The organism is Bradyrhizobium sp. Ken64 (assembly GCF_055807555.1).
On the sequence record NZ_JBVVPA010000044.1, the window covers coordinates 1 to 23,297 of the forward strand.

At 58.6% G+C, this 23,297-nt stretch carries 21 protein-coding genes and 9 pseudogenes; 18 read left to right on the forward strand and 12 right to left on the reverse strand.

From position 1 onward, the window contains the following. Positions 1 to 140 precede the first annotated feature (140 nt). The 3 genes and pseudogenes from AC0L2F_RS34450 to AC0L2F_RS34460 all read right to left on the reverse strand — a co-directional run. Positions 141 to 362: a hypothetical protein gene (locus AC0L2F_RS34450; protein ID WP_473251376.1), complete on the reverse strand. Its 222-nt coding sequence runs from the start codon at positions 360 to 362 to the stop codon at positions 141 to 143. A 382-nt stretch (positions 363 to 744) separates the two neighbouring features. Continuing rightward, a pseudogene (locus AC0L2F_RS34455) lies at positions 745 to 1,320 on the reverse strand (anthranilate synthase component II). 41 nt (positions 1,321 to 1,361) lie between these two features. Further along, positions 1,362 to 1,670: pseudogene (locus AC0L2F_RS34460) on the reverse strand (chorismate-binding protein); the annotation flags it as partial. A gap of 218 nt (positions 1,671 to 1,888) precedes the next feature. On the opposite strand from AC0L2F_RS34460, the pseudogene AC0L2F_RS34465 reads away from it, so the two are divergent. The 9 genes and pseudogenes from AC0L2F_RS34465 to AC0L2F_RS34505 form a co-directional block, all read left to right on the forward strand. Continuing rightward, positions 1,889 to 2,154, forward strand: a pseudogene (locus AC0L2F_RS34465) (chorismate-binding protein); the annotation flags it as partial. Then, positions 2,153 to 2,290, forward strand: a pseudogene (locus AC0L2F_RS34470) (biotin synthase BioB); the annotation flags it as partial. The pseudogenes AC0L2F_RS34465 and AC0L2F_RS34470, both read left to right, overlap by 2 nt. A 43-nt stretch (positions 2,291 to 2,333) precedes the next feature. Further along, complete coding sequence (locus tag AC0L2F_RS34475; RefSeq protein ID WP_473251377.1) at positions 2,334 to 2,540, forward strand: aspartate 1-decarboxylase; 207 nt, start codon at positions 2,334 to 2,336, stop codon at positions 2,538 to 2,540. Continuing rightward, positions 2,510 to 2,707 (forward strand): aspartate 1-decarboxylase, encoded by a 198-nt coding sequence (locus tag AC0L2F_RS34480; protein WP_473251378.1) that lies wholly within the window; start codon positions 2,510 to 2,512, stop codon positions 2,705 to 2,707. Before AC0L2F_RS34475 ends, AC0L2F_RS34480 begins: the two co-directional genes overlap by 31 nt. Positions 2,708 to 2,759: 52 nt before the next feature. After that, positions 2,760 to 3,888, forward strand: a pseudogene (locus AC0L2F_RS34485) (8-amino-7-oxononanoate synthase); the annotation flags it as partial. 387 nt (positions 3,889 to 4,275) lie between these two features. After that, on the forward strand, positions 4,276 to 4,908 hold the full coding sequence (gene bioD / locus AC0L2F_RS34490; RefSeq protein WP_473251379.1) for a dethiobiotin synthase: 633 nt from the start codon (positions 4,276 to 4,278) through the stop codon (positions 4,906 to 4,908). Then, a pseudogene (locus AC0L2F_RS34495) lies at positions 4,905 to 5,186 on the forward strand (aminotransferase class III-fold pyridoxal phosphate-dependent enzyme); the annotation flags it as partial. The gene bioD and the pseudogene AC0L2F_RS34495, both read left to right, overlap by 4 nt. A gap of 576 nt (positions 5,187 to 5,762) precedes the next feature. Beyond that, positions 5,763 to 5,948 (forward strand): hypothetical protein, encoded by a 186-nt coding sequence (locus AC0L2F_RS34500; RefSeq protein ID WP_473251380.1) that lies wholly within the window; start codon positions 5,763 to 5,765, stop codon positions 5,946 to 5,948. 748 nt (positions 5,949 to 6,696) lie between these two features. Continuing rightward, a pseudogene (locus tag AC0L2F_RS34505) lies at positions 6,697 to 6,864 on the forward strand (GNAT family N-acetyltransferase); the annotation flags it as partial. Here the strand turns inward: AC0L2F_RS34505 and AC0L2F_RS34510 are convergent. From AC0L2F_RS34510 to AC0L2F_RS34525, 4 genes and pseudogenes are all read right to left on the reverse strand, one after another. Further along, positions 6,860 to 7,204, reverse strand: coding sequence for an ATP-binding cassette domain-containing protein (locus AC0L2F_RS34510; protein ID WP_473251391.1), 345 nt, complete (start codon positions 7,202 to 7,204; stop codon positions 6,860 to 6,862). The pseudogene AC0L2F_RS34505 and the gene AC0L2F_RS34510 overlap by 5 nt on opposite strands. 178 nt (positions 7,205 to 7,382) lie before the next feature. Next, positions 7,383 to 8,588: pseudogene (locus tag AC0L2F_RS34515) on the reverse strand (diaminopropionate ammonia-lyase). A 753-nt stretch (positions 8,589 to 9,341) separates the two neighbouring features. Continuing rightward, positions 9,342 to 9,857, reverse strand: coding sequence for a MarR family winged helix-turn-helix transcriptional regulator (locus AC0L2F_RS34520; RefSeq protein WP_473251381.1), 516 nt, complete (start codon positions 9,855 to 9,857; stop codon positions 9,342 to 9,344). A 539-nt stretch (positions 9,858 to 10,396) separates the two neighbouring features. Further along, the gene (locus AC0L2F_RS34525) at positions 10,397 to 11,740 is read right to left on the reverse strand and encodes an LLM class flavin-dependent oxidoreductase (RefSeq protein ID WP_473251382.1); all 1,344 of its coding nucleotides are present in this window, start codon (positions 11,738 to 11,740) and stop codon (positions 10,397 to 10,399) included. Between the two features lie 565 nt (positions 11,741 to 12,305). On the opposite strand from AC0L2F_RS34525, the pseudogene AC0L2F_RS34530 reads away from it, so the two are divergent. Next, positions 12,306 to 13,235: pseudogene (locus tag AC0L2F_RS34530) on the forward strand (TauD/TfdA dioxygenase family protein). Positions 13,236 to 13,241: 6 nt separating this feature from the next. On the opposite strand, the gene AC0L2F_RS34535 reads toward AC0L2F_RS34530, so the two are convergent. Next, positions 13,242 to 13,736 (reverse strand): hypothetical protein, encoded by a 495-nt coding sequence (locus AC0L2F_RS34535; protein WP_473251392.1) that lies wholly within the window; start codon positions 13,734 to 13,736, stop codon positions 13,242 to 13,244. Between AC0L2F_RS34535 and AC0L2F_RS34540 the strand changes: the two genes are divergently transcribed. The 7 genes from AC0L2F_RS34540 to AC0L2F_RS34570 all read left to right on the forward strand — a co-directional run bounded on the left by AC0L2F_RS34540 (position 13,659) and on the right by AC0L2F_RS34570 (position 19,702). Beyond that, positions 13,659 to 14,321 (forward strand): ABC transporter substrate-binding protein, encoded by a 663-nt coding sequence (locus AC0L2F_RS34540; protein ID WP_473251383.1) that lies wholly within the window; start codon positions 13,659 to 13,661, stop codon positions 14,319 to 14,321. The genes AC0L2F_RS34535 and AC0L2F_RS34540 overlap by 78 nt on opposite strands. A 163-nt stretch (positions 14,322 to 14,484) precedes the next feature. Beyond that, positions 14,485 to 15,180, forward strand: a complete 696-nt coding sequence (locus AC0L2F_RS34545) for an ABC transporter ATP-binding protein (RefSeq protein ID WP_473251384.1) — start codon at positions 14,485 to 14,487, stop codon at positions 15,178 to 15,180. Beyond that, positions 15,173 to 15,673 (forward strand): ABC transporter permease, encoded by a 501-nt coding sequence (locus AC0L2F_RS34550; RefSeq protein ID WP_231188963.1) that lies wholly within the window; start codon positions 15,173 to 15,175, stop codon positions 15,671 to 15,673. Before AC0L2F_RS34545 ends, AC0L2F_RS34550 begins: the two co-directional genes overlap by 8 nt. Further along, positions 15,660 to 16,049 carry an ABC transporter permease gene (locus tag AC0L2F_RS34555; protein WP_473251385.1) on the forward strand — a complete coding sequence of 130 codons (390 nt, stop codon included), beginning with the start codon at positions 15,660 to 15,662 and terminating at the stop codon, positions 16,047 to 16,049. The genes AC0L2F_RS34550 and AC0L2F_RS34555 overlap by 14 nt, the downstream gene beginning before the upstream one ends. Positions 16,050 to 17,451: 1,402 nt before the next feature. Continuing rightward, positions 17,452 to 17,736 carry a PilZ domain-containing protein gene (locus AC0L2F_RS34560; protein WP_231190932.1) on the forward strand — a complete coding sequence of 95 codons (285 nt, stop codon included), beginning with the start codon at positions 17,452 to 17,454 and terminating at the stop codon, positions 17,734 to 17,736. Positions 17,737 to 18,134: 398 nt separating this feature from the next. Further along, a complete protein-coding gene (locus tag AC0L2F_RS34565; RefSeq protein ID WP_231188961.1) occupies positions 18,135 to 18,422 on the forward strand; it encodes a helix-turn-helix domain-containing protein in 288 nt (95 codons plus the stop codon). After that, the gene (locus tag AC0L2F_RS34570; protein WP_473251386.1) at positions 18,419 to 19,702 is read left to right on the forward strand and encodes a type II toxin-antitoxin system HipA family toxin; all 1,284 of its coding nucleotides are present in this window, start codon (positions 18,419 to 18,421) and stop codon (positions 19,700 to 19,702) included. Before AC0L2F_RS34565 ends, AC0L2F_RS34570 begins: the two co-directional genes overlap by 4 nt. Positions 19,703 to 20,516: 814 nt before the next feature. On the opposite strand, the gene AC0L2F_RS34575 is transcribed toward AC0L2F_RS34570, so the two are convergent. Beyond that, positions 20,517 to 20,738 (reverse strand): hypothetical protein, encoded by a 222-nt coding sequence (locus AC0L2F_RS34575; protein ID WP_317245070.1) that lies wholly within the window; start codon positions 20,736 to 20,738, stop codon positions 20,517 to 20,519. A 17-nt stretch (positions 20,739 to 20,755) separates the two neighbouring features. After that, positions 20,756 to 20,938, reverse strand: a complete 183-nt coding sequence (locus AC0L2F_RS34580; protein WP_473251387.1) for a hypothetical protein — start codon at positions 20,936 to 20,938, stop codon at positions 20,756 to 20,758. Positions 20,939 to 22,036: 1,098 nt separating this feature from the next. Here AC0L2F_RS34580 and AC0L2F_RS34585 point away from each other — a divergent pair. Beyond that, a complete protein-coding gene (locus AC0L2F_RS34585; RefSeq protein WP_473251388.1) occupies positions 22,037 to 22,321 on the forward strand; it encodes a helix-turn-helix domain-containing protein in 285 nt (94 codons plus the stop codon). 519 nt (positions 22,322 to 22,840) lie between these two features. Here the strand turns inward: AC0L2F_RS34585 and AC0L2F_RS34590 are convergent. Both AC0L2F_RS34590 and AC0L2F_RS34595 read right to left on the reverse strand, forming a co-directional pair. Further along, the gene (locus AC0L2F_RS34590; protein WP_473251389.1) at positions 22,841 to 23,050 is read right to left on the reverse strand and encodes a hypothetical protein; all 210 of its coding nucleotides are present in this window, start codon (positions 23,048 to 23,050) and stop codon (positions 22,841 to 22,843) included. Beyond that, positions 23,043 to 23,297: integrase core domain-containing protein (locus tag AC0L2F_RS34595; protein WP_473251390.1), on the reverse strand; the 255-nt coding region annotated here is incomplete at its 5' end. The genes AC0L2F_RS34595 and AC0L2F_RS34590, both read right to left, overlap by 8 nt.

Here is a 23,297-nt window from a genome sequence, read left to right on the forward strand (position 1 = left end):
CCACGTCTCGAGGGCCGCGTAACATTCATCCCGGCAACGTCGGCCCGACGTAGTTCAACACCGATCGGGACATCCCCAACGCGCACGACTGCCGGCCCCATTGCGCCTGAAGAGAAACGTTTGCCGTTCCGCGAAGATAGCTAACCACCGACGAGGCGCGGATAGAATAGCGTCTCATCCGCAGTCCAGTCGAATGACCGTGTGACCTTGAGCTCGCCGGACGAGGTCCGGGTGGCGGCGGTAAATCCTTGGCCGGTCAGCTCCCTGAAGCGCTGTTCAGCCTCGGCCAGCCCGTTCGGGTCGGTTTGCTCAAACATATGTCGAGTGTCGCCCGTATGGTCCATTACGATCTGAGTGGCCATGAAAGAGAACTCCGCAATTCTTGCCCCTGAGGCGAAGAACCTTGCAGCCCGGAATAGTGTTCCTATGTCGCTCGAAAATTTGAGTTTTCTCACTGACGCGAGCGTAACCCATGGGGCACTGCACGCTTTTTCGAGAACTCGTCTGCGGCTCGCGCTGGAAGGACGCCTACATCGTTGCTGCCGGGCCTCGCTCCAGGAATCCGCGAAAGTTCTCCTTGTCACCCTAATTGCGCCATGCCCGATGCTTCTTTCTGATGACGATGCCGCTACGCGGTGGCTCCCTGCAATGGGCCAGCGGCTTCCTCCATTTCGTGCCGCCTCATCCGAGTGACGACCTCGCCACGAGCCAGGAAGGATCGTTCCTGGTATCCGATCGTCACGCTTAGGAAGTCTCTGCAACTCGCAGAAAATTCATGAGCAAGACGTGCCCTTGCTGCGTAAGTATCGACTCTGGGGAGCTGCACGCCATAGGTTGGCTGATGGCGATGTGCAATGGCCATGATCGCGCCTTCGTCCGAACGCGCGGTGACCGTGAGGTGCGGCGCGCAGGCCTAATCGAGCTCGACAACGAGAGAATGGTGGTGCCCGACGCAAAGTGGAAAGGGGAGGTCCTTGAACAACCCAAGGCCATCATGCGTTACGTACGAGGACCGGCCGTGCATAGGGCGACGTGCACGCGCGACACGTCCGCCGAAAACGCTGCCAATACACTGGTGTCCGAGGCAGATGCCGAGAATCGGGAGCCGCCCAGAAAGTTCGCGGACGACGGCGGTAGATATTCCGGCTTCCGTTGGCGTGCATGGACCGGGGGAGATAACGATTGCGCGCGGCTTGAGGCGAACAAGATCGCTGAGCCGACCACGTCGTTCCGGAACACCTCAGTTGCTTGACCTAACCTGCGGAAATAGCGCGTAATGTTGAAGACGAAGGAGTCGTAGTTGTCGATGATGATGATCAAAATCCACCGGGTGTTTTAGCGCCAAATGCATCAAAGATGCGCTACGCCTTCGCGAGCGTCTCCTGGTATTCGGCCTCTGGCTCTGACATCGCGGTTATACCGCTACCGGCGTGAAACACCGCTTGTTAGTCATTGATCGTGACAGTGCGGATCGCATTACTCGTATCCATGTGCCCGTTGAAACCGATGAAGCCGATCGCCCCGCAATAGACCTCTCGCGCCATAGCCTCGATGTTCCTAACAATTTCCATCGCGCGGACCTTCGGTGCCCCTGTGATGGAACCGCCGGGGAAGCAAGCCCGAAGTAAGGAAACGGCTAATGCGCTCACCGATGGCCTCAGCAATGCGCCCCGCAGTCGTCGCGTTTTGGTCAGGGCCAATCATAGATTATCTACCGCAAAATCAGGGCATGAGTAGGTCGCATCGTCTAGTCTGACTCCAGACCGACAGTTCATAGATAATTTCTCTGATTATCTATGATGGAATGCTAAGGCAAGTTGGGCCTGATTCTTGGCGCTAAATAGGACGATGTGACGAATCATGGGTGCCGCAGGAGCGATGTCGCTAGTTTACAGCCCTGCTGCGCTACGGCAAGCTCACCATTGCGTCGAGCTCGCCGGAACCGTTACTGAAGCTTGACGGACGACAGGTCGAAACGCGACCCATCAAAGGTACGATCGCGCGATCCGCTGATTCCAAGGAAGACCAGCGCCGCGCTGATAGGCTGGTCGCATCCGAAAAGGACCCGGCAGAGAACACTATGATCGTCGACCTCTTGCGGAACGACTATCTCGCGTTTGCACTGTGGATTCGATCGACGTTCCTTCCTTGTGTGCAGGCCCTATGCTTTCTAGCCGGCGCAAACTCAATCTTCATCGGCGATGTGCTGTTGACGACTAAGAACCCGCAGCGCGACCGTGATGCCAACTTGCTGGACCGGCTCGGCATCTCGTGCGGGCCTACTAAATGAAAGAGGCAGCGCGCAGCTGTGCCGTAACTTGAGTGAAGTGACAATGCAGATTATCTCGATGAAAGGCAAAATCCATCGCGTCTGGGTGACTGGAGCCGATCTGGACAGCGATGGCTCGGTTTCGAATGATCGTGCGCTGCTGGATGCGGCAGGACTCCTGATCCACGAACGCGTCGAGATCTACAAGATTGAAAGCCGGGGCGCTTCGCGACCTATGTGGTGGAAGCCCCCCGCGGATCGGGCTCCATAGATTTGAACGATGCGGCTGCGCGACTCGCGATGCCCAGAGGCAAGGTTATCGTCGTGGCATACGAGTCGCTTGACGAGACGGAGGCAAGACCTTTCAAGCCGCCCGTTGTGTTCGTCGATCGAGAAACTCGCATTCTGCCAGGTCGAAGCCAAGAGGCGGATATTTGAGCTTGCTCTAGGCGGCCAACAGACTTTCTTGCGCGATCCTGGGAGTTGAAGAGTGACGTTAAGCCTTGCGGTCAAAGTTGCCGACTATGTCGCGCAGTTGCAGGCCCTGAACGAAGACGACCGTCTTCGCTGCCTCAAGCCGCGCAGTGGGGCAGATTTCACATCGAGAATGATTATCTGCCTGGCGAGCGCGCCGCGCATGAAAAAGGCTGTCACGGCCACGCTCGAGGCGGGCACCCCGGTCGGGCCGGCGGGTCGCGGCTGCGGCGTGGCAATTGCGAAGAACAGTCGAGGCGGAAGCAGCTCGGTTCTTTGGGCGGAGGCGCGCTTTTTTTCCCGCGGGCTATCTCGCAAATCTTGCAGCCTGACAACGCTGCCTCAGCGGGGTGATCTGCTTGTTCTCGATTCTCTTGTGCACGCAAGTGTTCATGAAAGGGGCGCGTGCTGGCCGGGCCGAGTTTCCTCTAACCGCCCACAATGATACTCAATCGGTCGAAAGCACAATTTGTGACTGGCGGGCCACGGGTGGAATGGGCCGCGTCTGGATCGTGGTTGAAAGTGTCTACAGCATGGATGGCGATTTCGCCCCGCTCAAAGAGCTGATCGCGATCGCGGATCGATATGATGCGTTTGTCGTAGTGGATGAGGCCCATGCCACGCGCGTTTACGGGGAGCAGGGCGAGGGCTCACCGCGCCTTATGAAAGGCGCGAGAACCTCTTGGTTGTCCATACCTGCGGCAAAGAACTGGGAGCGGCCGGGGCGCTTGTCGTGGCCTCGGGCGTGCTGCGCGACTTCATGGTCAATCGTTGCCATCCATTCATCTTCGCCACCGCGCCCTCACCATTGATGGCCGTCGCCGTGCGGGAGGCACTCTTCATGCTGCGGGAGGAACCAAAGCGACAGCAGCGGCTGGCCAAGCTGATCGCGTTCACGCATCGAGAGATTGGCGCGCCCAGTGGGCGAAGTTCCTCGGAGTCGCAGATCGTGCCCTATCCTGGGCGACAGCGCGCGTGCGATGCGGTTCGCATCGAGACTGCAGGCGCGCGGTTTCGATATTCGCGCAATCCGGCCGCCGACTGTGCCGGCGGGCACGGCTCGTCTGCGAATTTCACTGACGCTTGCGGAGGCTGACGTGCGTGCAATGCTCGATGCTATGTTCGAGGAGACAAGAGATGGAGCTCGAGCAACAGGTCGTGGTGACCGATGCGGAGTACCGGATGAGATAGACGTTTTTGCGGCCGGGCTCACCCATCTCTTCGGTGCAATCCTGCTGCGAACCGATTCAGGCCGGCGTGGCAATAGGCAGTGAAGGGGCTCCAGAACTTAGACGCCTCTCGTGCTTTGCTCAGGCAGACCCAGAAGCCTCGAGGCTTGTGAGATGAAAGCTTTGCAATCTCCTGATTAGCTGCGGAATTCGGCAACGACCTGCCCAGCATTGCGGAAATTCGGCTCAGAGTCCGGGCAACATAGGACGCAAAGATGAAGACTTCCGGCCGACCAAGGTCGGAGCGGACAAGGTGCGTTCAGGGCTCGGCGCGTTTATTGAAGAGACGAGAGGTGAAGCTCGATGAGTCAGCGGATCGTGGTGACAGGCACAGACACCGGAATCGGGAAAACGGTGTTTTCCGCGGGGCTCGCCGATCTCCTTGGCGCCAACTATTGGAAACCGATTCAGGCCGGTCTCGAAGGAGAGACTGATGCCGAACTTGTCGCGCGGCTCGGCGGTCTCTCGCCCGATCGCATCATGCCGGAGCTTTACCGACTTCGCACTCCCGTTTCGCCACGTCAGTCCGCTGAAATTGACGGAGTTCGCATTGAGCCAGATTCGCTCAATGTGCCAGACACCGGGGAGCGACCGTTGGTGATTGAGGGCGCTGGCGGCCTGATGGTGCCGCTCAGGGGCGATACACTCTACATTGATGTGTTCGAGCGATGGCGACTTCCAATCGTGCTTTGCGCGAGCACGGCACTTGGCACCATTAATCATTCGTTGCTCTCGATAGAGGCTCTGCGAAAACGCCAGATCCCCATTCTTGGGATAGCCTTCATTGGGGAACCCAATCCTGAGACCCAGATCGCAGTTCGCGAGATTGGGCGGGCGCGTTGGCTAGGGCGATTGCCCTGGCTGTCTCCCCTCGCGGCAGACACGCTGCAGGCCGCGTTCAAAACCGCTTTCCATGCCGATCAATTCAAGCAATGACGACGAAGCCGAAGTCGCCGATCTGGCACCCGTTCACACAACATGCGCTCCAAGAGGAGATGACAAAAGTTGTGCGGGGAGATGGCGCTTATCTCCGCACCGCTGACGGTCGCCGAATTATCGATGCTATATCATCCTGGTGGGTGGTGACCCACGGTCACTGCATTCCACATGTCGTGAGCGCCAACCAGGAACAGGCAGGCAAGCTCAACCAGATCATCTTCGCAGGCTACACCCACGAACTGGCGGAGGAGCTTGCTGCGCAACTCTTGAAGCTCGCAGGGGGATCATTCTGCTTCACGACGCCAAGGCACATACCGCCGCGATGAAGCCCGCCTTCCTACGGTACCTGCACGACAATGGCTATCACGTCGTTCAACATCGTTCCGACGGCGCCGCTGCAGAGGAATGCCGATACGCCTTGATGGCGGAATGTCACGATGGCGCAGATTGGATATAATCCCGAACCAACTAAGCCGTCCTTCATGCTAGCCGGTGCAATGATGAAGGCGGAATCGCGCCTGAGCCGGCAAGCGCCCGTCATAGGAGTGTAGGAAAGTGACGTAAGTCACTTCAGACGTCTGCCTCATCCGTGCCGTTTACGCGCCGACAGGAGTGGTAGGCGCGCATAGCCGCTACGAATCGTCCTCGTGCAGCACTTCCTGATTTTGGGATGGCAGAAGCCTACCGCTTATGCCTGAGCGATCTTCCGCGACGTTCTCACGGAGTAACGCGTGTCCGCAAGCATAGAACAGTCTTTCAACAAACAGATCGTAGAGTGATCCAAGTGAACGATAGAAACTTCTCGCGCGATACGGCCCGACGATGCTCTCAAAGCATTTAACGGCAATGCGATGGCAGGCGGTGAACCCGGCTCATCAGGACGGGATGTTGTCTATTCGAAGAACACGAGAGAAGCCGGCCTCAATCGCGAGCTCAACGACCAAGTTGCACGCGTTCGTCGGGCGTCCGTGATGTTCTTCATCGGCGCGGCAATAAATGGCGCGTCCGATGAGAAATTAGAAAAACTGATTATCTAAACACTACCGAAAACAGTGTGCCATGGACTCGCGTGTTCCACGATTCTCTGAGAGCATAGATGCCAGCAATGACGGCGGTAGGGACGCTCATGATCCCCAACAACAGCTTCGACAAGGTGAGTAATTCAATTATTCCCGCGGACGGATGAGCGTTTTTTCCGCCACGCGCGCAACCACCGTCATGGGACCGTCAAATGTGATTGATCGAGACTGGATCCGGCAAATCGCGGGTCGGCCTGCCGTTCGAGCTTTCTACGAGGGGGGGAGAGTAGACCCTAATCCGTGAGCCTGTTCGCAAGCGGTTAGCCTCGCTCCTGTAACGTCCGCGCATGAACACGATCCGCCCGATGTTGGGCGACACGCAAGTCCAAAGAAGAAGAGACTGCTCGGTGCGATCATCACGATGTTCGGCAAGTTATCTTTCGAGTTTCCCAGATATTTTAGCTTAGCTAGGAGCGACACAAAGACGCTATCACCGCGGTGTGAACTAAACGTCATCTGACCTTCAACCCTGCGGCATATCTGTTTTGGATCGGGTGCTGCGGCAGGCTCCTGCCCCGATGCCGCCGCTGGACCAGGTCGTACATTGGTAAAACTTGAAAGAGGATGTGACATGGTGACCACGCGTGAAGTCTCTAACGGCGACGCTACAACGGTGACTCACATGGTTGCCGCCCTACTTGCCGAACTTGAGGGCGGACAAAAGCAGGGCGGACCAGATACCCAGCTCGTTGTCGACCTCTTGGCCATGAAAGAGCGCGTCCATGGGTTTTTGGCCTTCACGGAGTCACGCCCGGTCGGCCTCATTATGTTGTCGGAAAGCGCCGCCCTTTTTGCGGGCGGAACCTACGGTATTATCACCGAACTCTACGTGGTGCCGGATCAGCGGTCGTCTGGGGTCGCGATGCGTCTCATTGAGGCTGCGGTGGGCCTAGGGACGGTAAAAGGCTGGGGCCAGCTCGAAGTGGGGGCGCCGAGGCAACCAATGTGGAGCCGTAGCCCCAACTCAGCATTATACCTGAAGGCCGGTTTTGCAGAGATCGGGCCACGCCTGAAGTTGCCGTTACACGGCTTACCTGGTCAACGTGCGAAACGTGATGCTGCGGGCAGCTCGCGGTTAGATCCTCGGCAGCAACGCGCACTGGGCCGCTTTCGCTCGGATTCGACTTCTGCGAGATTTGCGTGAGCGTCGATTTGCCGGCGCCCGATTGACCCGCGATGAAGTTTGTAGTGCCGGGTTTGAGTCCGGCCGACAAGTCAGAGAGAACCGGCGCATCTCAAACCCCTCATTGTGAGTGAGCCAATCCGCGTGCCCAGCTCGAAGGGACATGAACCCCTGCGCGGCGATGAGCCTTCTGTAAGGGCGGAACGCTGGCCGGTGTCCCAAGGCGTACGGATGGGACGGGCTTACGAAAGGCTCACGAGCTCGCCCCATCAGTTGACCGGTTTAATATTCTTCGAGGTCACTTGCGCTGGCGTCGCACCGATGAGCTGTTCGTACAGGAGAGGATCTGTCGCGCCCTCGGTGTTGATCAGAAAGACCCGTGCATTGGGTCCAAGACCGACCTTGCCACGCAAGGTCAGGTCAGAAGAACCTTCAGTAGTGCTGCGAGGCCAACACCACCAGTTTCGCTTGCAACGACAACGGGATCGCCATCCTCGGATTTGCCAGTCGTTTCATCACGCTGATTGCGTCCTCGTCGTCGACAGTCATAAAAAGCATCGCCGTGCGCGAAAGGATGCGCCAAGCCACGAGCGAAGGCTCGTAGCATTCGAGCATCGCCATCACGGTCGGTTGCCCATGATCTACCTTGACAGGATGACCGGCGCGCGCGCTTTCGAAGAGGCATGCTGCCCGCGAGGGATCGACAACTGTGAAGAAGGGGCGGTGTCGCCCAACAGAATTGATAGATGTCCAGCAACGGCTGCGGCGATCCCACCGACGCCTGCCTGGATGAAGACGTGTGTCGGCGGCTCCGGCAACTGGCGTAGTGCTTCGCTCACAAGGGCGGTATATCCCTGCATTACAAAGCGCGGGATCCGCTCATAGCCAGGCCAGGACGTGTCAGACACTGTAATCCAGCCTTCTTGAGCCGCAACTCGGGCTGCTTGGACGACAGAATCGTCATAGTTGCCGTCGACGCGGATCATCTGCGCGCCAAAGCGGGCGATGGCAGCGATGCGCTCGTTGCTCACGCCTGAATGAACGAAGATGGCGCATTTTGCACCAACGAGCTGGGCGCCTTGGGCAACGGATCAGCCATGGTTGCCATCCGTGGCACAAGAGACCGTCATACCTTTTGCCACGGAATTCACCTCAGGTGCGTGCACGTCGGACACGTCAACATCGCGACCGAGCTGCCGAGTTGCTTCCTCAAGCACCAGACGGATCACGGCATAGGAACCTCCCAATGCTTTGAAACTCCCAAGGCCGAGACGTTGGCCTTCGTCCTTTAGATGGATCGAACCGACTCCAATCTCGCGGGCAAGGCCTGGCAAAGAAACAAGAGGGGTTTCCTTGTGGCCATCGCGATACTTGAGAAACCGCTCCACCTCGCGAGCGGCTTCGACACTCACCGTATCGGCGTCCGAGGTATCGAGGGGAGCGCGGTGGTCGATGTGTTGGTTGAGGAGAAACATGGTCTGGCTTTCTTGCCTCGTCGATTGCGCTATGTATGGAATACTTCATTCACGACGATATAAGTGGCGCATTCCGGAATCATTTTGTGCAAGAGTCGCTTATACCCGAGGGCAGCCCTTTGATCAGCCTGGATCGCTCGAGCCGAAACTCGCAAACGATAGGGCGCGCTCAGCAGCAATAGAATAAGCGCCCTATTGGCTTCATGGCTGGTAGCGGATCGGCTGCTTCTTAAACCCGTCATAACCAGCGCGCCTTCTATCGTGCAGACCGACCACAAGCATCTTCGGCTGCGCTGCTTTAACAAATAGTGAGCGTTGGAATTCAATCAGACATTGATCAGGATAGCGCGCCGCTTCAAGCCGCGTGCTTGTTTTTTTGGTCCTCAAGACTCGATAGCGACTTTCAAGCGAGCTTTCTTTAGGCGATGCCCGAGCGCATCAGCCTAGCAGCGGACTAGGTCAATTCGCTAGTGCCGAAATCACCAAAAACAAATTGGTCGAGTGCTTCTTCTTGTGCGTCGACGCATCGCCAGATGCTTGGAAGCCTTCAGGCCCTGCACAGTTGAGGATGAGGCAGTGGCCGAGTTGATCACGAAGACACTGGCCCGCAAACCGAAGGCCGCAACACACTGGAGTTGCGTGCCATCGCCAAAGCGACCAGGATTGCCAAGAGCACCCATCACGTGAACGGGTCGCAAAAGATGCGTGCAGATCTTTGTCGTCGCGAAATGCCCTTGAATTTGTTGGTTCATCTCAGGATTTTAGTTCAGCGTGTAGGCGAGCTTTTTCCAGCCTATGCCTCACACCGCTGAGGCAGCTAGCCAATTTGGCGAATTCCTTAATGCCGAGATAATCAAAAACAAACTGATCAATCTCTTCCTGCTGTGCCGCGATGCTCCCAAGACGTTTGCGAGCGTTTTCTGTTAGCGACAGGTGTACGACTCGGGCGTCCTTCGTGCAGGGCTCGCGCCGCACAAACCGTTTATTCTCGAGCTCCTTCGAATGCTTCGTGATGAAGGCCGAACCCACCTCCATTAACTTTGCAACCACGTTGACCGGTACTCCGTCATTCCGTTCCAATTCGGTCAGCGCCATCAGGATCATCATTTGCGGTCCAGTAATACCGAGCGCATTCGCCTGGAAATAGCGAAGTGCGTCCAGACAGACATTGATAGATCTGATTTCCCAGGTGAATCGCCTAAGTACATCCTGGCCCGCGGCAGAGCCCTTTCCAAGCCGTGTTGTTAGACTAGGCAAATTTGGCGCCATCGGATCTTATGAGTTCCATCGTTAGACCGTTCCGCGCAGCGGAGTTCAACAGCGAGGATTGATGTTTGGCTGACCGACTCGACAGGCCAAGCGCTGCAGGTCAGCTGGATGAGCTGCAATCCCGAGCTCGCTCCCGATGCGACTTCCTCGCTGAAGCTCCAAAGCATACGTCGCAACTTCACACACTCGCGGTGGTGAAATCCGTCAAAAACTCGCTTGTAAACGCAGAATTTGAGCGTCGCGGCAGGTCAGACGTAAATTGACTTCTCGAAACCAGGCGAACCGCGATCTTTCACGGCCAAGCGGGAGTCGGCGCTGGATCGTTCAGAGGGAATGCTTCCGACGTCTCGGTCGAGATGCTCTCGCTGCGCTTTCGATGACGAGCGTAGGCCGGGCGACGATTCCTTCGACTTTAAGGATGCCGTAGAGATTTGATCACCCGCCGGCTAAACCCGGCGCTCGCCATAAGATGTCTGCAAGGCACGGCCGCGGAAGGACAGATCTATTCGCCGAATCCGTGAGGACCTGGTTCAGGCGAATCATGCGATCGCCTCAATGGCGTTGGAGAAGACGCTGGCCGGCCGGCTCAGGCCGTAATGATCGCGCAGCGTTGTGCCCGTGTAATCGTGACGGAATAGGCCGCGCTTGCGCAGAATGGGCACGACCTGCTCGGCGAAGATGTCGAACCCGCCGGGCAGCCAGGGCGGCATGACGTTGAAACCATCGGCTGCCCCGTTCTCGAACCAGGTCTGGATGTTGTCGGCGATCTTTTCCGGCGGTCCGGCAATCACCCAATGGCCGCGGGCGCCGGCCAGGCGCTGCACGAGCTGGCGAATCGTGGGCTTCTCGCGATCAACAATGTCGATCACCAGCTTGAATCGGCTGGCCGCCCCGCGGGCGCCCTCGGTATCGATCAGATGACGAGGAAAGGGGCCATCGAGGTCAAACCCGGAGAGGTCGAGACCGATCATCTGGCGCAGCTGGGTCAGGGAATACTCGGGCTGGATCAGCTCGTTGAACTCGTCCTGCAGCCGATTGGCCTCGATCTGCGTGCTGGCGATGAAAGGACTGATGCCGGGCAGAATCTTGATCTGATCGGGACTGCGGTCGAAGGCGCGCGCCTGACGCTTGATGTCGGTATAGAATTCCTGGGCGCTCGCCAGTGTCTGATGCGCGGTGAAAATCGCTTCCGCAAGACGCGCCGCAAAGGTACGTCCGTCGTCGGAAGAACCGGCCTGGACATAGACCGGTCGTCCCTGCGGCGTCCTTGAGATGTTGAGGGGGCCACGCACGCGGAAATGCTTTCCGATGTGATTGATCGCGTGGATCTTGCCGGTGTCGGCGAAAACACCCGATCTGGGGTCGTTGACGAGCGCGTCGTCCTCCCAACTGTCCCAAAGGCGCGTGATGACGTCGAGATACTCCCGCGCCCGCTCGTAGCGTTCGTGATGCGGAGGATGCTCGGGCAAGCCAAAGTTCTGCGCGGCCTGCGGCGTGCTCGTTGTCACGATGTTCCAGCCGGCCCGGCCGCTACTGATGTGATCCAGCGAGGCGAACAGCCGCGCCAAATTGTAAGGCTCCGTGTAGGTGGTCGATGCGGTCGCGATCAGGCCGATCCGGCTGGTGGCGGATGCGATCGCGGTGAGCAGGGTGATCGGCTCGAGCCGAAACCGCTGCGCATAGCGGACATTGTCCGCCAGCGCCGGACCATCGGCGAAGAAAACCGCGTCGAACTTATGTGCTTCAGCGCGCTGCGCCAGCTCCTGATAGTAGGTGACGTCGAGGATGCGATTGGCTGCCGAACTCCTGTGGCGCCAGGCCGCCTCGTGATGGCCATCTGGATAGATGAAGAAGTTGAGGGAAAGCTGCCGTCGTTTGCTCATTTGTGAGATCCGCGTGCATTGGGAGCTGTAGCAAGCGAGACTCTACGTCTGCAGTCACGCTGGTGTCGATGAAATGCATTTGCGTTGTTGAATTGGATGCAAGCATGAAGCTTGCGAGCGGAGCGCCAATCAAAGACGAGCGCAGTCGTCACGACGAGAAATGGCGGCGGCTGTAACGATTTTATCGGGTCTCTGGACGAGAAGTGCGTTGCGTCGCGTCAAATTGCGCTCCTCTTGCAGAGGGGCGGGCAGCCATCATTGTGAATCTTTCAGTGTCAGCATCACTGGCGAAGCGTTCGTTGCCTCTCGCCGAAAACAAAGCTGGTTTTGTTTCATTGACTGACGATCGATCGCTCGTACCATTCAGGACTTCAACGCGAGGTCGTTTCATCATGCTCCAATTCGATCGCACTGACCGATGTCCCGGCTCGGGCCGTCTGCCGGAGCACGTTGCGGCCGAGTAGGGCCCGTAGCCTGAAATGATTTTATCTATCTCCGCCGTCGTTTCCGCGACCGGCGCATGGCGGAGCTTTGTCCAGGGGATTGCCGTGACGAGAGCACGACCATGAGCAACACGACAAACATCGATGATGTCATTCCGCGCACCGACATCGTCAAGCGTGCGGCCAGGCTTGGCGCCGAGATCAGGAACATCAAACTGTCGGGCGACCCTTCGGACGAGACCATTCGTGCCATCAATTAGGTGCTGCTCGAACACAAGGTCATCTTCTTCCGGGACCAGGGACATCTCGACGATGCCGAACAGGAGCGCTTTGCCATCAGACTCGGCAAGCTGGTGCCCCATCCGACGGTCGGCGCGATCAAGGGCACGTCGTCGATCCTGGAGCTGGACTCGGGGCGAGGCGGTGGCCGCGCCGACCAATGGCATACGGATGTCACCTTCGTCGACGCCTATCCGAAAATCTCGGTGCTGCGCGGCGTGGTGATTCCACCCTACGGCGGCGACACCGTCTGGTCGAACACGGCAGCCGCCTATCTCGACCTGCCGGCGCCCCTGCGCAAGCTCGCCGACGAAGTGTGGGCCGTTCACAGCAACGCCTATGATTATGCCGTGAAGACGCGGGCAATCGAGGTGGACAAGAAGCACTTCGACGAGGTGTTCACCGGAACGATCTTTGAGACCGAGCATCCGGTGGTGCGCGTCCATCCCGAGACAGGCGAGCGCACGCTCGTGCTCGGCAATTTCGTGCAGCGCTTCGTTGGCCTGCCGAAATCCGACGGCCAGAAGCTGTTCGACCTGTTCCAGTCGCATATCACGGCGCCGGAAAACACCATTCGTTGGAGCTGGGAGGCCGGCGACGTTGCGATCTGGGACAATCGCCCCACGCAACATTGCGCGGTCAACGACTATGGCGACCAGCACCGCGTTGTGCGCCGGGCCACCATCGATGGCGATGTACCGCTCAGCGTCGACGGTCGCCGCAGTGTGACGCACGTCAAGACATCCAAGCCCCCGACCCCCAAAGCCGCTTGATCCGGATTAGCTCACGAGAGTCACAATGATGAACGCTATACTTCGATTGCTTCCCGCAAGGCGCGCCCGGTTGGGACGGGCCACCCGCAACACGTTGCGGGTTTTGTTGGCGGGCGCCGTGGCGCTCGGCCTCGCGGCCCCGGCATTCGCCGAGCCGCCGCTCGAGAAGACCGAGATCCGATACCAGGGATCGGCCGGGCCGGTGAGCTGGCCGAGGACCTCGGCTATCTCGCGCCGCTCAAGCTCAAATGGGTCGGTAACACCATCAGCGGGCCACAGGACATCCAGGCCGTCGTCACCGGCGATATCGACATCGGCGGCGCGTTCTATGGGGCGATCCTCAAGTTGATCGCGGCGAAGGCGCCGGTCAAGGCGGTGGTCGGCTACTAAGGCTCCGACGCCAGCACCTATTACGCCTACTTCGTGAAGGACGACAGCCCGATCAAGACCGCGCATGACCTGATCGGCAGGAATGTCGCGGTCAACACGCTGGGCGCACATTTGGAGTTCGTGCTGCGCGAGTATCTGGCTAGGTCCGGCCTCAGCGCTGGTGAAGCCAGGCAGGTCACGCTGGTGGCGATCCCTCCGGTCAGCGGCGAGCAAGCGTTGCGCCAGGGCCAGGTCGAGGTCAGCGCGCTGGGCCGTGTCCTGCGCGACAAGGCGCTGGAACGGGGTGGCATCCGCTCGCTCTTTGTCGACACCGATCTGTTCGGCCAGTTCACCGGCGGTGCCTATGTACTGCGGGACAAATTCGTCAAGCATAATACCAATGCCTCGCGTAAGCTGGTGGAGGGGATTTCGCGGGCCATCGAATGGGCCCAGACCACACCGCCGGAAGAGGTGCGGGCCCGGTTCGACAAGATCATCGCCGAGCGCAAGCGCAACGAGGATGCCTCCTCGATCAAATACTGGAAGAGCACCGGTGTTGCATCCAAGGGCGGCTTGATCTCGGACAGCGAAATCCAGGTATGGATCGACTGGCTGGTGAAGGACGGCCTGTTCAAGCCGGGTCACGTCAAGGCTTCCGACACCTACACCAATGCGTTCAACTATTTTCGTCCCGGAAAAACGGCGGAGGCCCGATGACCTTCGTCAAGATCCGTTGCGAGCATGTCTGCAAGGACTCTGTCCTGCGCGGGGAGGGGGGCGCACCAGGCCGCCACTTCATCGCTCTGGAGGACATCACGCTCGATGTTCGCTCGGCGAATTCTTGGCCCTGGTTGGCCCAAGCGGCTGCGGGAAATCCACATTGGTCGATCTGCTGGGCGGGCTCACGCTGCCGACCAACGGCCGGATTCTGCTCGATGGCCGGCCGATTGCCGGACCCGGTCGCGACCGCGGCATCGTGTTCCAGCAGTATGCGCTGTTTCCCTGGCGCACCGCCGCTGAGAATGTTGAGTTCGGTCTCGATATCGCCGGGTTCAAGGCCAAGCAGCGGCTCGACATCGTGCGGCATTTCCTCGAGCTGGTCGGGTTGTCCGGCTTTGCCGACCGCTACCCGCATGAGCTCTCCGGCGGCATGAAGCAGCGCGTGGCGATCGCGCGAAGCCTCGCCTACGATCCGGAAGTGCTGCTGATGGACGAGCCGTTCGCCGCGCTGGACGCCCAGACGCACGAGACGCTGCAGGGCGAACTGCTGCGGATCTGGCGCGCCACTGGCAAGACGATCGTCTTCATCACCCACGGCATCGACGAGGCCATCGTGCTCGGCCAGCGGGTGGCGGTGATGACGTCGCATCCGGGCCGGATCAAGCAGATCATCGACATTCCGGACGTGCTGCGCAGCGAGGCTGATGACGTGCGCTCGCTGCCTGAGTTCAGTTGCGTGCGCCACGAGGTCTGGAGTCTGTTACGCGACGAAGTCTTGAAAGCGCAGCAAGGACAATTGGCCGTCGGCGCTGGTGCGCGCGCCGATCGCAAAGTGGAGGAGGTCACCCATGTCTAGCCTCGAGATGCTGACATTGCTGGAGCTTGCGCACGGGCGCCGAGAGCCGCTGACCAGCGTGGAAAGCCCGGCATCGCCGGTTGTGGACTGGATTCACCCCGCGGCCCGCGGGCTGGCTGCCTTCGGGCACCGCTCGTTGCTGCTGGTTGCCATGTTGGCGGCATGGGAGGTGGCGCCGCGGCTCGGGTTGATCGATCCGGTGTTCCTGCCACCCTTCTCGGAGGTGATCGCCGCGGGCAGGCAGCTTGCGCAAACCGGCGAGCTCTATGATGACGTCTCCGCCAGCCTGCTGCGTGCCTTGAGCGGATTTCTGATTTCTGTCGCCTTGATCGTCCCGCTTGGCGTGGCCGTCGGTTGGTATGCGCGTCTCGGCAATCTCGTGAACCAGTTCATCGAGATCTGCCGCAACACTGCGCCGCTTGCGCTGCTGCCGGTCTTCATCCCTGCTGCTCGAAATCGGCGAAACGTCGAAGATCACGATGGTGGTCTATAGTTGCGCTTGGCCGCTGCTGCTCAACACCGTTGCCGCGGTGAAACAGGTCGATCCGTTGCTGATCAAGTCGGCGCGGACCATGGGTGCAACCCCGCAGCAGCTGTTTCGCAAGGTCATCCTGCCGGCTGCGCTTCCCACTATCTTCGTCGGTATTCGTCTGGCCAGCGCGTCGGCCATGCTAGTGTTGGTTGCGCCCGAAATGGTCGGCGCCAAGGCCGGCCTCGGCTATCTCATCATCAATAGCCAGTACAGCTTCCTGATTCCGCAAATGTATTTCGGCATCCTCAGCATGACGGTCATCGGGCTGGTGTTCAATGCCATTCTGGAGGCACTGAAGCGGCGCGTCATGCGGTGGAAAGCGCCATTGACGGCATGAGATATGGAATCAGGCGCCGCTCGCAGGTTCCGCGCTGGCCGCCTGCGTAACCATGCTGTTCGGCGGATCTGTCAGAGATTGCCGCCGATCATCGACTTGTCGTTTTCGACGCAAACAGCAGCACCAGCATCAACATCCCCGCGGTCGGCATGCCGATATCGATGTCGATGTCGACCACGGTCGGTCGCTGCTCGCGATCGGTGGCAGCCGCGTAGTCGCTGCTGCTGCTGGCATCACCTCACGTTAGAGGTGCTCTTTCGAGGCTCCGCAAAAGATGATTTTTCCTCCGCGGCTTTTCCAATTCCGCGGGGCGCTTCAGAGCACTCTTGCCCACCCCATTCACCCGGCACTCCCGTGGACACGGCTGCGCAATCACGACGGTTAGGCGTCTCGCCCCTCGTAAGGCGCCGGATTAGCCAGGGCTGAAGATCAAGCAGAGCAGGATCGCCGCCAGACCAATGTCCAACCGATTGACGTGGCGAGAGGCCATACTTGGATTGGCATCGGACGAACTCTCCCGACGAGGCTAAGACACTGCTGGCGGGGGACAGCGGCCTCTTGAAGTTACCTCAAACCCTGTTCGAGATAAAAGCTTTTACTTGGGGACCGCCAGAATCAAAAGCCGGACTCGCCACTTGTGAAGTCAAAAACGATTTCAGACCTATGATCTTTCGCCCGTGCCTAGACTACTGTAGAGGCGTCCATTGCGCGCAGAGGGCGATCGAAAGTGAGTAGTAGCAATCGGCGCTCAAATTGGGCGGCATCAGCCTAGTTGTTTACGAAGCCAAATGGGCTTCGCGTCGCGATTGTGCCGCGCCCAAGACGTCGCCGCGTTCGACAGTCCTGCTCTGCATCTGAACGCAGGTGCTACGCGCCACAGGGTTGAACGGTGCGGGAATGCGGCGCACTGCTCGCTGATCGTGCTGGAAACCAGCGGCCCATTGGGAGACCAGCAGGAATTATGCGCCGTATTTGAATAATCTCATGATGAGCCGGCGAACCGAGGATTACCTGATCTCTACTCCTCGCCAAAATTGAGCTCGGTCATGGGCATTGTTGATCTTGTCAGCAGCAGCTTCTGTTGCCGTCGGCAGCTGGAGTTGCGCAACTCTGCTTCCGCTCGTCTTCACGTAAAGTGAGTTGGTCGGTAGTGTTGCCATCTTTGTAGACGTCAATCGCTGTTGTCCCGGAGCTTCTCCAACTACGTCGCTCAAACCCGCACGAACCATCTTCGGAAAGTGGTGGCGAGAGCTGCGTCCGCTTTTCAGTATCTTTGCTTTCGTATCAAGCCGACAGATATTTTGCCTTCTTGGTAGTTGTCATTTTCATTTGATTGCAGATGAGAGGCCAGATGAGGAGCAATTTGACTCCGCTTCGCCCGGTCTGGACTGAAAGCCATTGGATGTGGGATAAGCGAAAATCAAAGCGCGTTCACTTCGAGCACGAGTACCGGGCAACCCTTTTAGGTCTAGACGGCACGTGGCGGCGCGATTGCATTCTCATCGACGTTTCCGACACCGGAGCACGCCTTCGAATTTATGGATCGACAGACGTGCTCAAAGCTCGCCAGTTCTTCCTGCTGCTTTCAACCGTCGGATTAGCTTACCGGCGATGCAAGTTGATTCGACTGGACGGCTCGGAAATCGGGGTCCAATTTGTAACCAGCCGGAATATTCGCTCGGGCTAATTGCCAGAGAAACCAAATCCAGTTCGAATTGATTCAATGAGGAGGGTCGTCCTCCCAACTCACTCCTGAATCGACGCTACCTGGCAGCAGCGATGCCCCTCATTCTTATTGTAGGGGCGGTCCATCCCGGGTATCGAACCCTTATGCGATTGCCTGAACGGCGCCCGAGAACATGCCGTGCGGCGGTCTCAGGACGTAGTGCTGCCCGTGGCGCTGCAGCGGTATAGTCGTTCCGGAACACGCCATATCGCCGCAAATGCGGACTACCTGCTTCGAACAGTTGGGACTAAGTCAGCGTTTGATGACATTCAACTTTGTCATCGATCGCTGACATTCACAAATTGTCAACGAACGCCGACTTATGCTAAAGTAAGCGAACGTAGACATTTGGATGTCCCATGCTCATACGCACACCGGCCGAACTCGGCGCCATCCTTCGCGACCGGCGCAAGAAGCTCAAACTCGATCAATCGACGTTTGCCAAGAGCATTGGCGTCAGCCGCCAATGGGTGATCGAGGTTGAGCACGGTCACCCGCGCGCTGAGCTCGGGCTGATCCTTCGCGCTCTCGATGCCCTGGACATCCGCCTGGATGCGGGCACCGAACAAACGCCAGCCCGCGGGACCACCAGGCCAGCCGTCGATATCAACGCCATCGTGGCCAAGGCCAGGAAAAAAAGGGCATGACGAGCGAACTTGTTGCTCTGCTCGATGATCGGGAAATCGGCCGCGTGCGCAATGACGCCCGCGGCCGGCTCACCTTTATCTATGACAAGGACTGGCGCCGGGCCGAGGGAGCCTATCCGCTATCGCTGTCCATGCCGCTCGCGGCCGAAGAGCACGGTCCTTCCGCCGTGCAGGCCTTCCTCTGGGGACTCCTGCCCGACAACGAGCGCGTGCTGGAAAGGTGGGCCCGAAGATTTCAGGTGTCCGCGCGCAACGTGTTTGCCCTTATTTCCCATGTCGGCGAGGACTGCGCGGGTGCCGTTCAGTTCGTCACGCCCGATCGGCTGGGCGCCTTGCGAAGCGGGGCCGAAGACAAGGTCGAATGGCTTGATGAGACGGCGATCGCCAAACGCCTGCAAACCTTACGCGAGGATCACACCGCCTGGCGATTGCCGCGCGACACCGGACAATTCAGCCTTGCGGGTGCTCAACCCAAAACCGCCTTGCTTCTGCAAAAAGGCAAGTGGGGAATTCCCTCTGGGCGCATTCCGACCACGCATATCCTCAAACCGCCGACCGGCCATTTCGATGGGCACGCGGAAAATGAACATATCTGCCTCATACTTGCGCGCAGTCTCGGTCTGCCCGTCGCCGACACCCAGGTGATGCGTTTCGGAAAGGAAATCGCCATTGTCATCGAGCGCTACGACCGGCAGTTCAGTGGGAACGAGATCGTCCGTGTCCACCAGGAAGATATCTGCCAGGCGCTCGGCATCCTGCCGACCATGAAGTATCAAAACGATGGCGGGCCAAGCCCTGCCGATGTGATCGAGCTTTTGCGCGCCTACTCCACGGATCGGGTCGCCGACGTTGACACGTTTGTCGACGCGCTAAGCTTAAATTGGCTGATCGCGGGTACGGATGCGCATGCCAAGAATTATTCGCTGCTGCTGGCCGGAGGCCCTCATGTACGGCTCGCCCCGCTCTACGACATCGCCAGCATTCTTCCCTACGATGACGTCGATCTTCAGAAGATCAAGCTCGCGATGAAAATCGGCGGTGACTACAAGCTCAGCCAGATTAGTTTGCGCGATTGGCAGAAGTTCGCGCGCGAAACGCGGCTCGATCCTGACAAGGTGATCACCGGACTGATTGCCATGGCCGAGCAGCTTCCCGATATTGTAGCCGCTGTACGGAAGCAAGCCCGGAAAGACGGATTGGACAATGCCATCATCGGGCGTCTCGCCGAGCACCTGATCGCAAGAGCCGGGCAATGCCGTCGACTCCTCGGTGAGGCATAGGTTCCGGCGACCGCCGCCAGCAGCATGATCGACATGTCGTTTGACGATGCCAATGATGATCATGATCGGCAGCACCAGCATCAGCACCACAGTGATCGGCATGCCGATGTCGATGTCGACATCGACGATGTCAGTGGGTGCTCGCGATCCGTGGCAGCCGCGTAGTCGCTGCGGGTAGCATCACCATACGGCATGTCCTTCAAAGCTCCGACGAACAGCGATTTTTCCTCTGCGGCTTTTCTAATTCGGTAGGACGCTCGTAGGTCCTCTTTTTGACGGGGCCCCAAATCAATGACGTTTAGGCGTCTCGGCCCGCTTAGGGGCCGCCGGATTAGCCAGGTCCGAAGATCAAATAGAGCAGGATCACGGCCACGGCGACTGTCCAGCCGATCGACGTAGCGACAGCCCATACTTGCATCGGCATCGGATGGCCCTCCCGATGAAAGCTAACGAAGAGCGCCGCTGGCGCTGGACAGCGACCTCTTGGACCCGCCTCAAAATGTCTTCGAGATAAAAACCCCGGGTCGCTACAATCAAACGCCGGACTCGCCACCCTGTGAAGTCAAAATCGATTCGAGGGCCAATGGAACAATTGTGACGTTGCGAGAGCGACACACCTAACAAGCTAGGCGGTACTGGTGAAGAGTTCTGACTCGGGCGGAAGCCAACCAATTTGCCAGAGATAATGTGTGAAACTGCCTGGCGCATAAGCCCGGGAATAATTTGTGGGCTATTTCACCTGATATTTGAAGTGGGGTAGATAAGCGTTCGCCGCCCGTTGGGGCTGGGCCGCAGGCGACGACGGCGGACCGTCCTACTGTTGAGGATTGCCGATGTCGAGCGCGCCTAGACGGTAATCTTCGCCCAGCGATTGGTCGGTCGTCGGCCGGGCAGTCAAGGTGAATGTCGCGTCGGGGTAGCGGGCCCACACCTCAATGTCCTCTGAAGTAACGGTTAGATATCCGAAGAAGCACTTGTACCGACCCGGCTCCGTTACCCGGCCGATTTTGTCCCAATTGATCTTGTTAACGCGCATCCCTAGCTCCACTCTTTCTAAGGCAGCGAGCCGGGCGGAGCTTTGAGTTCTTCGAGGCCGGCTTCGATCACCGCCAATTCCTCTTGGATTGCTTTGGCCGCGTTTTCTGGGTTGATGCCCGACACGGCTTCCAACTGGGCGAGCACCTTGCGCCGATGCGCCAGCAAGTCGACTAGAACCCGGCGGTCCCGCAGTTTCACCTAGCCAGTGACGATCAATTCCATGGCTTTTGACACGTTCGTCGTTTCCCACCGGTTTGCGGGTTATCGGGGGCGGCTAAGTTCTGTCAGACCGGCTGCGGTCATACGATATTCGACACCTTCGCCGGTTGAGCGTCGCTCCATCCATCCGTTTCGTAAAGAGCGAGCGTTGTTCCGGGGTGATCGGGAAGCTTCGAAGAAGACACCCCATCGCGGTCACCAAGAGGCATGGCCCGTTTGTTGCCATCGCATTGTTTACGATCAATTACGGATCGGGAACAGCGGGCAATGTTTTCTAAGTGGTTCATGGATATTGTTCTGCGGCATGGATCACGAGGACGCATCTGCTTGGTTCGTTCCGGCTCTCAGGCGGAGCTACGCTCGTCTAGCAGCGTGGATGACGCGCGGTAATCGCGCGCCTGAGCCCAGCCGCTTGCCGGAGCCGCCGCGTCAGAGCGGCCAGCTCGCTTTCCCGACACCCGCCGCGGCGGCCAGTGCCGCCGCGCATTTAGGCATTGCAGGCATTGCGAATGACGAAGCACATCTACGCGTCCGTGATTGCCGGACGAAGAGGAGCGGAATTGCTCTCGCTCTTTGGCGCAGGTGCCATAGCTGAGGAGGGCGGCGAACGGCGAGGCCGCACCCGCCAAGCGGTCGACGCTCGCTTGCAGCGCTTTCAAAAACAGCGGGGGCGAGCGAGTAGGACGAGTGGGAAATTCTTTGCTCAGTTACTAGACTATCGTCCGTTCAGCCCGGCTGAAGTAACCCTCAACCGATACATCCGGGGAGTTCGCTTTCGCATCTGCTCTACCTTCAGAAAGTCCACAGCGGATCGGTGGATAGCAGGGATCTGCTGCCCTTCTATACGTATAGAGGCGTGGAGATGTTCCATGCTTCCGCGGCGGCTAAGTTTGCGATCTTTGCTGTCGAATTGATGATGATGGCGATGTGACGGTAACGCTAATGCTCGCGGCGGAGCATAGCGTGCCGATGTACGCTGGAGGGTCTTCCTGGAATGGCGGCGATTATAACGCTTTGAAGACCGGAATACTGAATGCGCGAGCTTCAGTTTGGTTCGTATGAAGAGTGGAGGCTGCAATGGTCAAACTCAAAATCGACAAAAGTCACAAACGTAGAGTGCGAGCCGTTGCTGAGGTTAGCAGTAAGGGGCGTGGTCGTTCGCTTGCTGATCTGGTCGAAAGAATCGAAAGAGCTGATGCAAGCCTTGCAGCTGAAAAGGAACTGTCGAGTGCGGCAATGCGTGCTGGGGAACTAGTTCGGGCCATGCGCAAGGATGCCAGATTCTCTCAGTCACAATTGGCGGATAAGTTGGGTGTTAGCCAGGCTCGAATTAGCGAAATCGAATCGGGAGTCGGGACCTAGGGGCCAACTTGGGATCTGATGGAACGAATTTCGGTTGCATGCGGCAAGACGCTTGGCGTTGCTGCCTCTAGCGATCACCTAGAACTCGCGGCGCACAAGCCAATGGCTGTTTAGTCTGATCCGTCGATGAGAGCCTGAGATACATGGCGTACTCTTGGTGGGACGCTCTCAAAGACGTGCTCGGCGCCGCGAGTCCAGTATGTATCGCCGTGCCGTGGTTCAGAGATTTTTGGCTGCGCGCTCACAGATCGAAACTCGAGCGAGTCGAGGCAACAGGACGGCTTGGCAGGCCGAAGGCGTCTGTCGAAGGTTCAATCCGTCAGAAAATTGAGTCCCCCAAGCTGGCCGACATAGTGTGGACCACACTTGGGCTAGTGCTAATGTTCATAAGCTTCTTGATTGCCATCATTCGAGGCCTCGCTGATCTCTTGGGCGGAACTTAATGCAGCGTTCCCCCAATGAAGCGTGCGTTCAGAAACTGGTCGGCATCTGCGCGCGGTAGTTGTTGCGGCATGTTTCTCACCAAAGCCAGAACTGCGCTAAGCCGATGATAGCTCCGCGGGCCAGGCTGACGCGAACCTGCAACCAGAAGGCCGCGTGGTGTAGATCGCCAATCAGATGCGCCAGCAACAACAGCGCTTCAGCTTTGGTGGCGACATTGAAGGCCGACGGGGAGGGGCGTTTCAACAGCACGGCGACCGCATGACCTGCCGCTGAACTTTCATCCATTGGCGATTAGAGTCTCGGCGGATGTTACGCCGTTTGGCGCGGGATGAGCAACGTGCGATCGGCGAAGCTGGTCGGGGTTGCGCAGCCGGTCGCACGTTGCGGTGAGGTTGGCGGAATAGGCCGCGGGTGTCAGATAGCCCAGCGACGAATGCGGGCGGTGGCTATTGTAGCACGCCGCAATCCTGGTTCGGGCGTGATCAAGGCCGAAGAACAGGGTTTCGTTGAGAAGCTCGTCTCGCATCCGGCC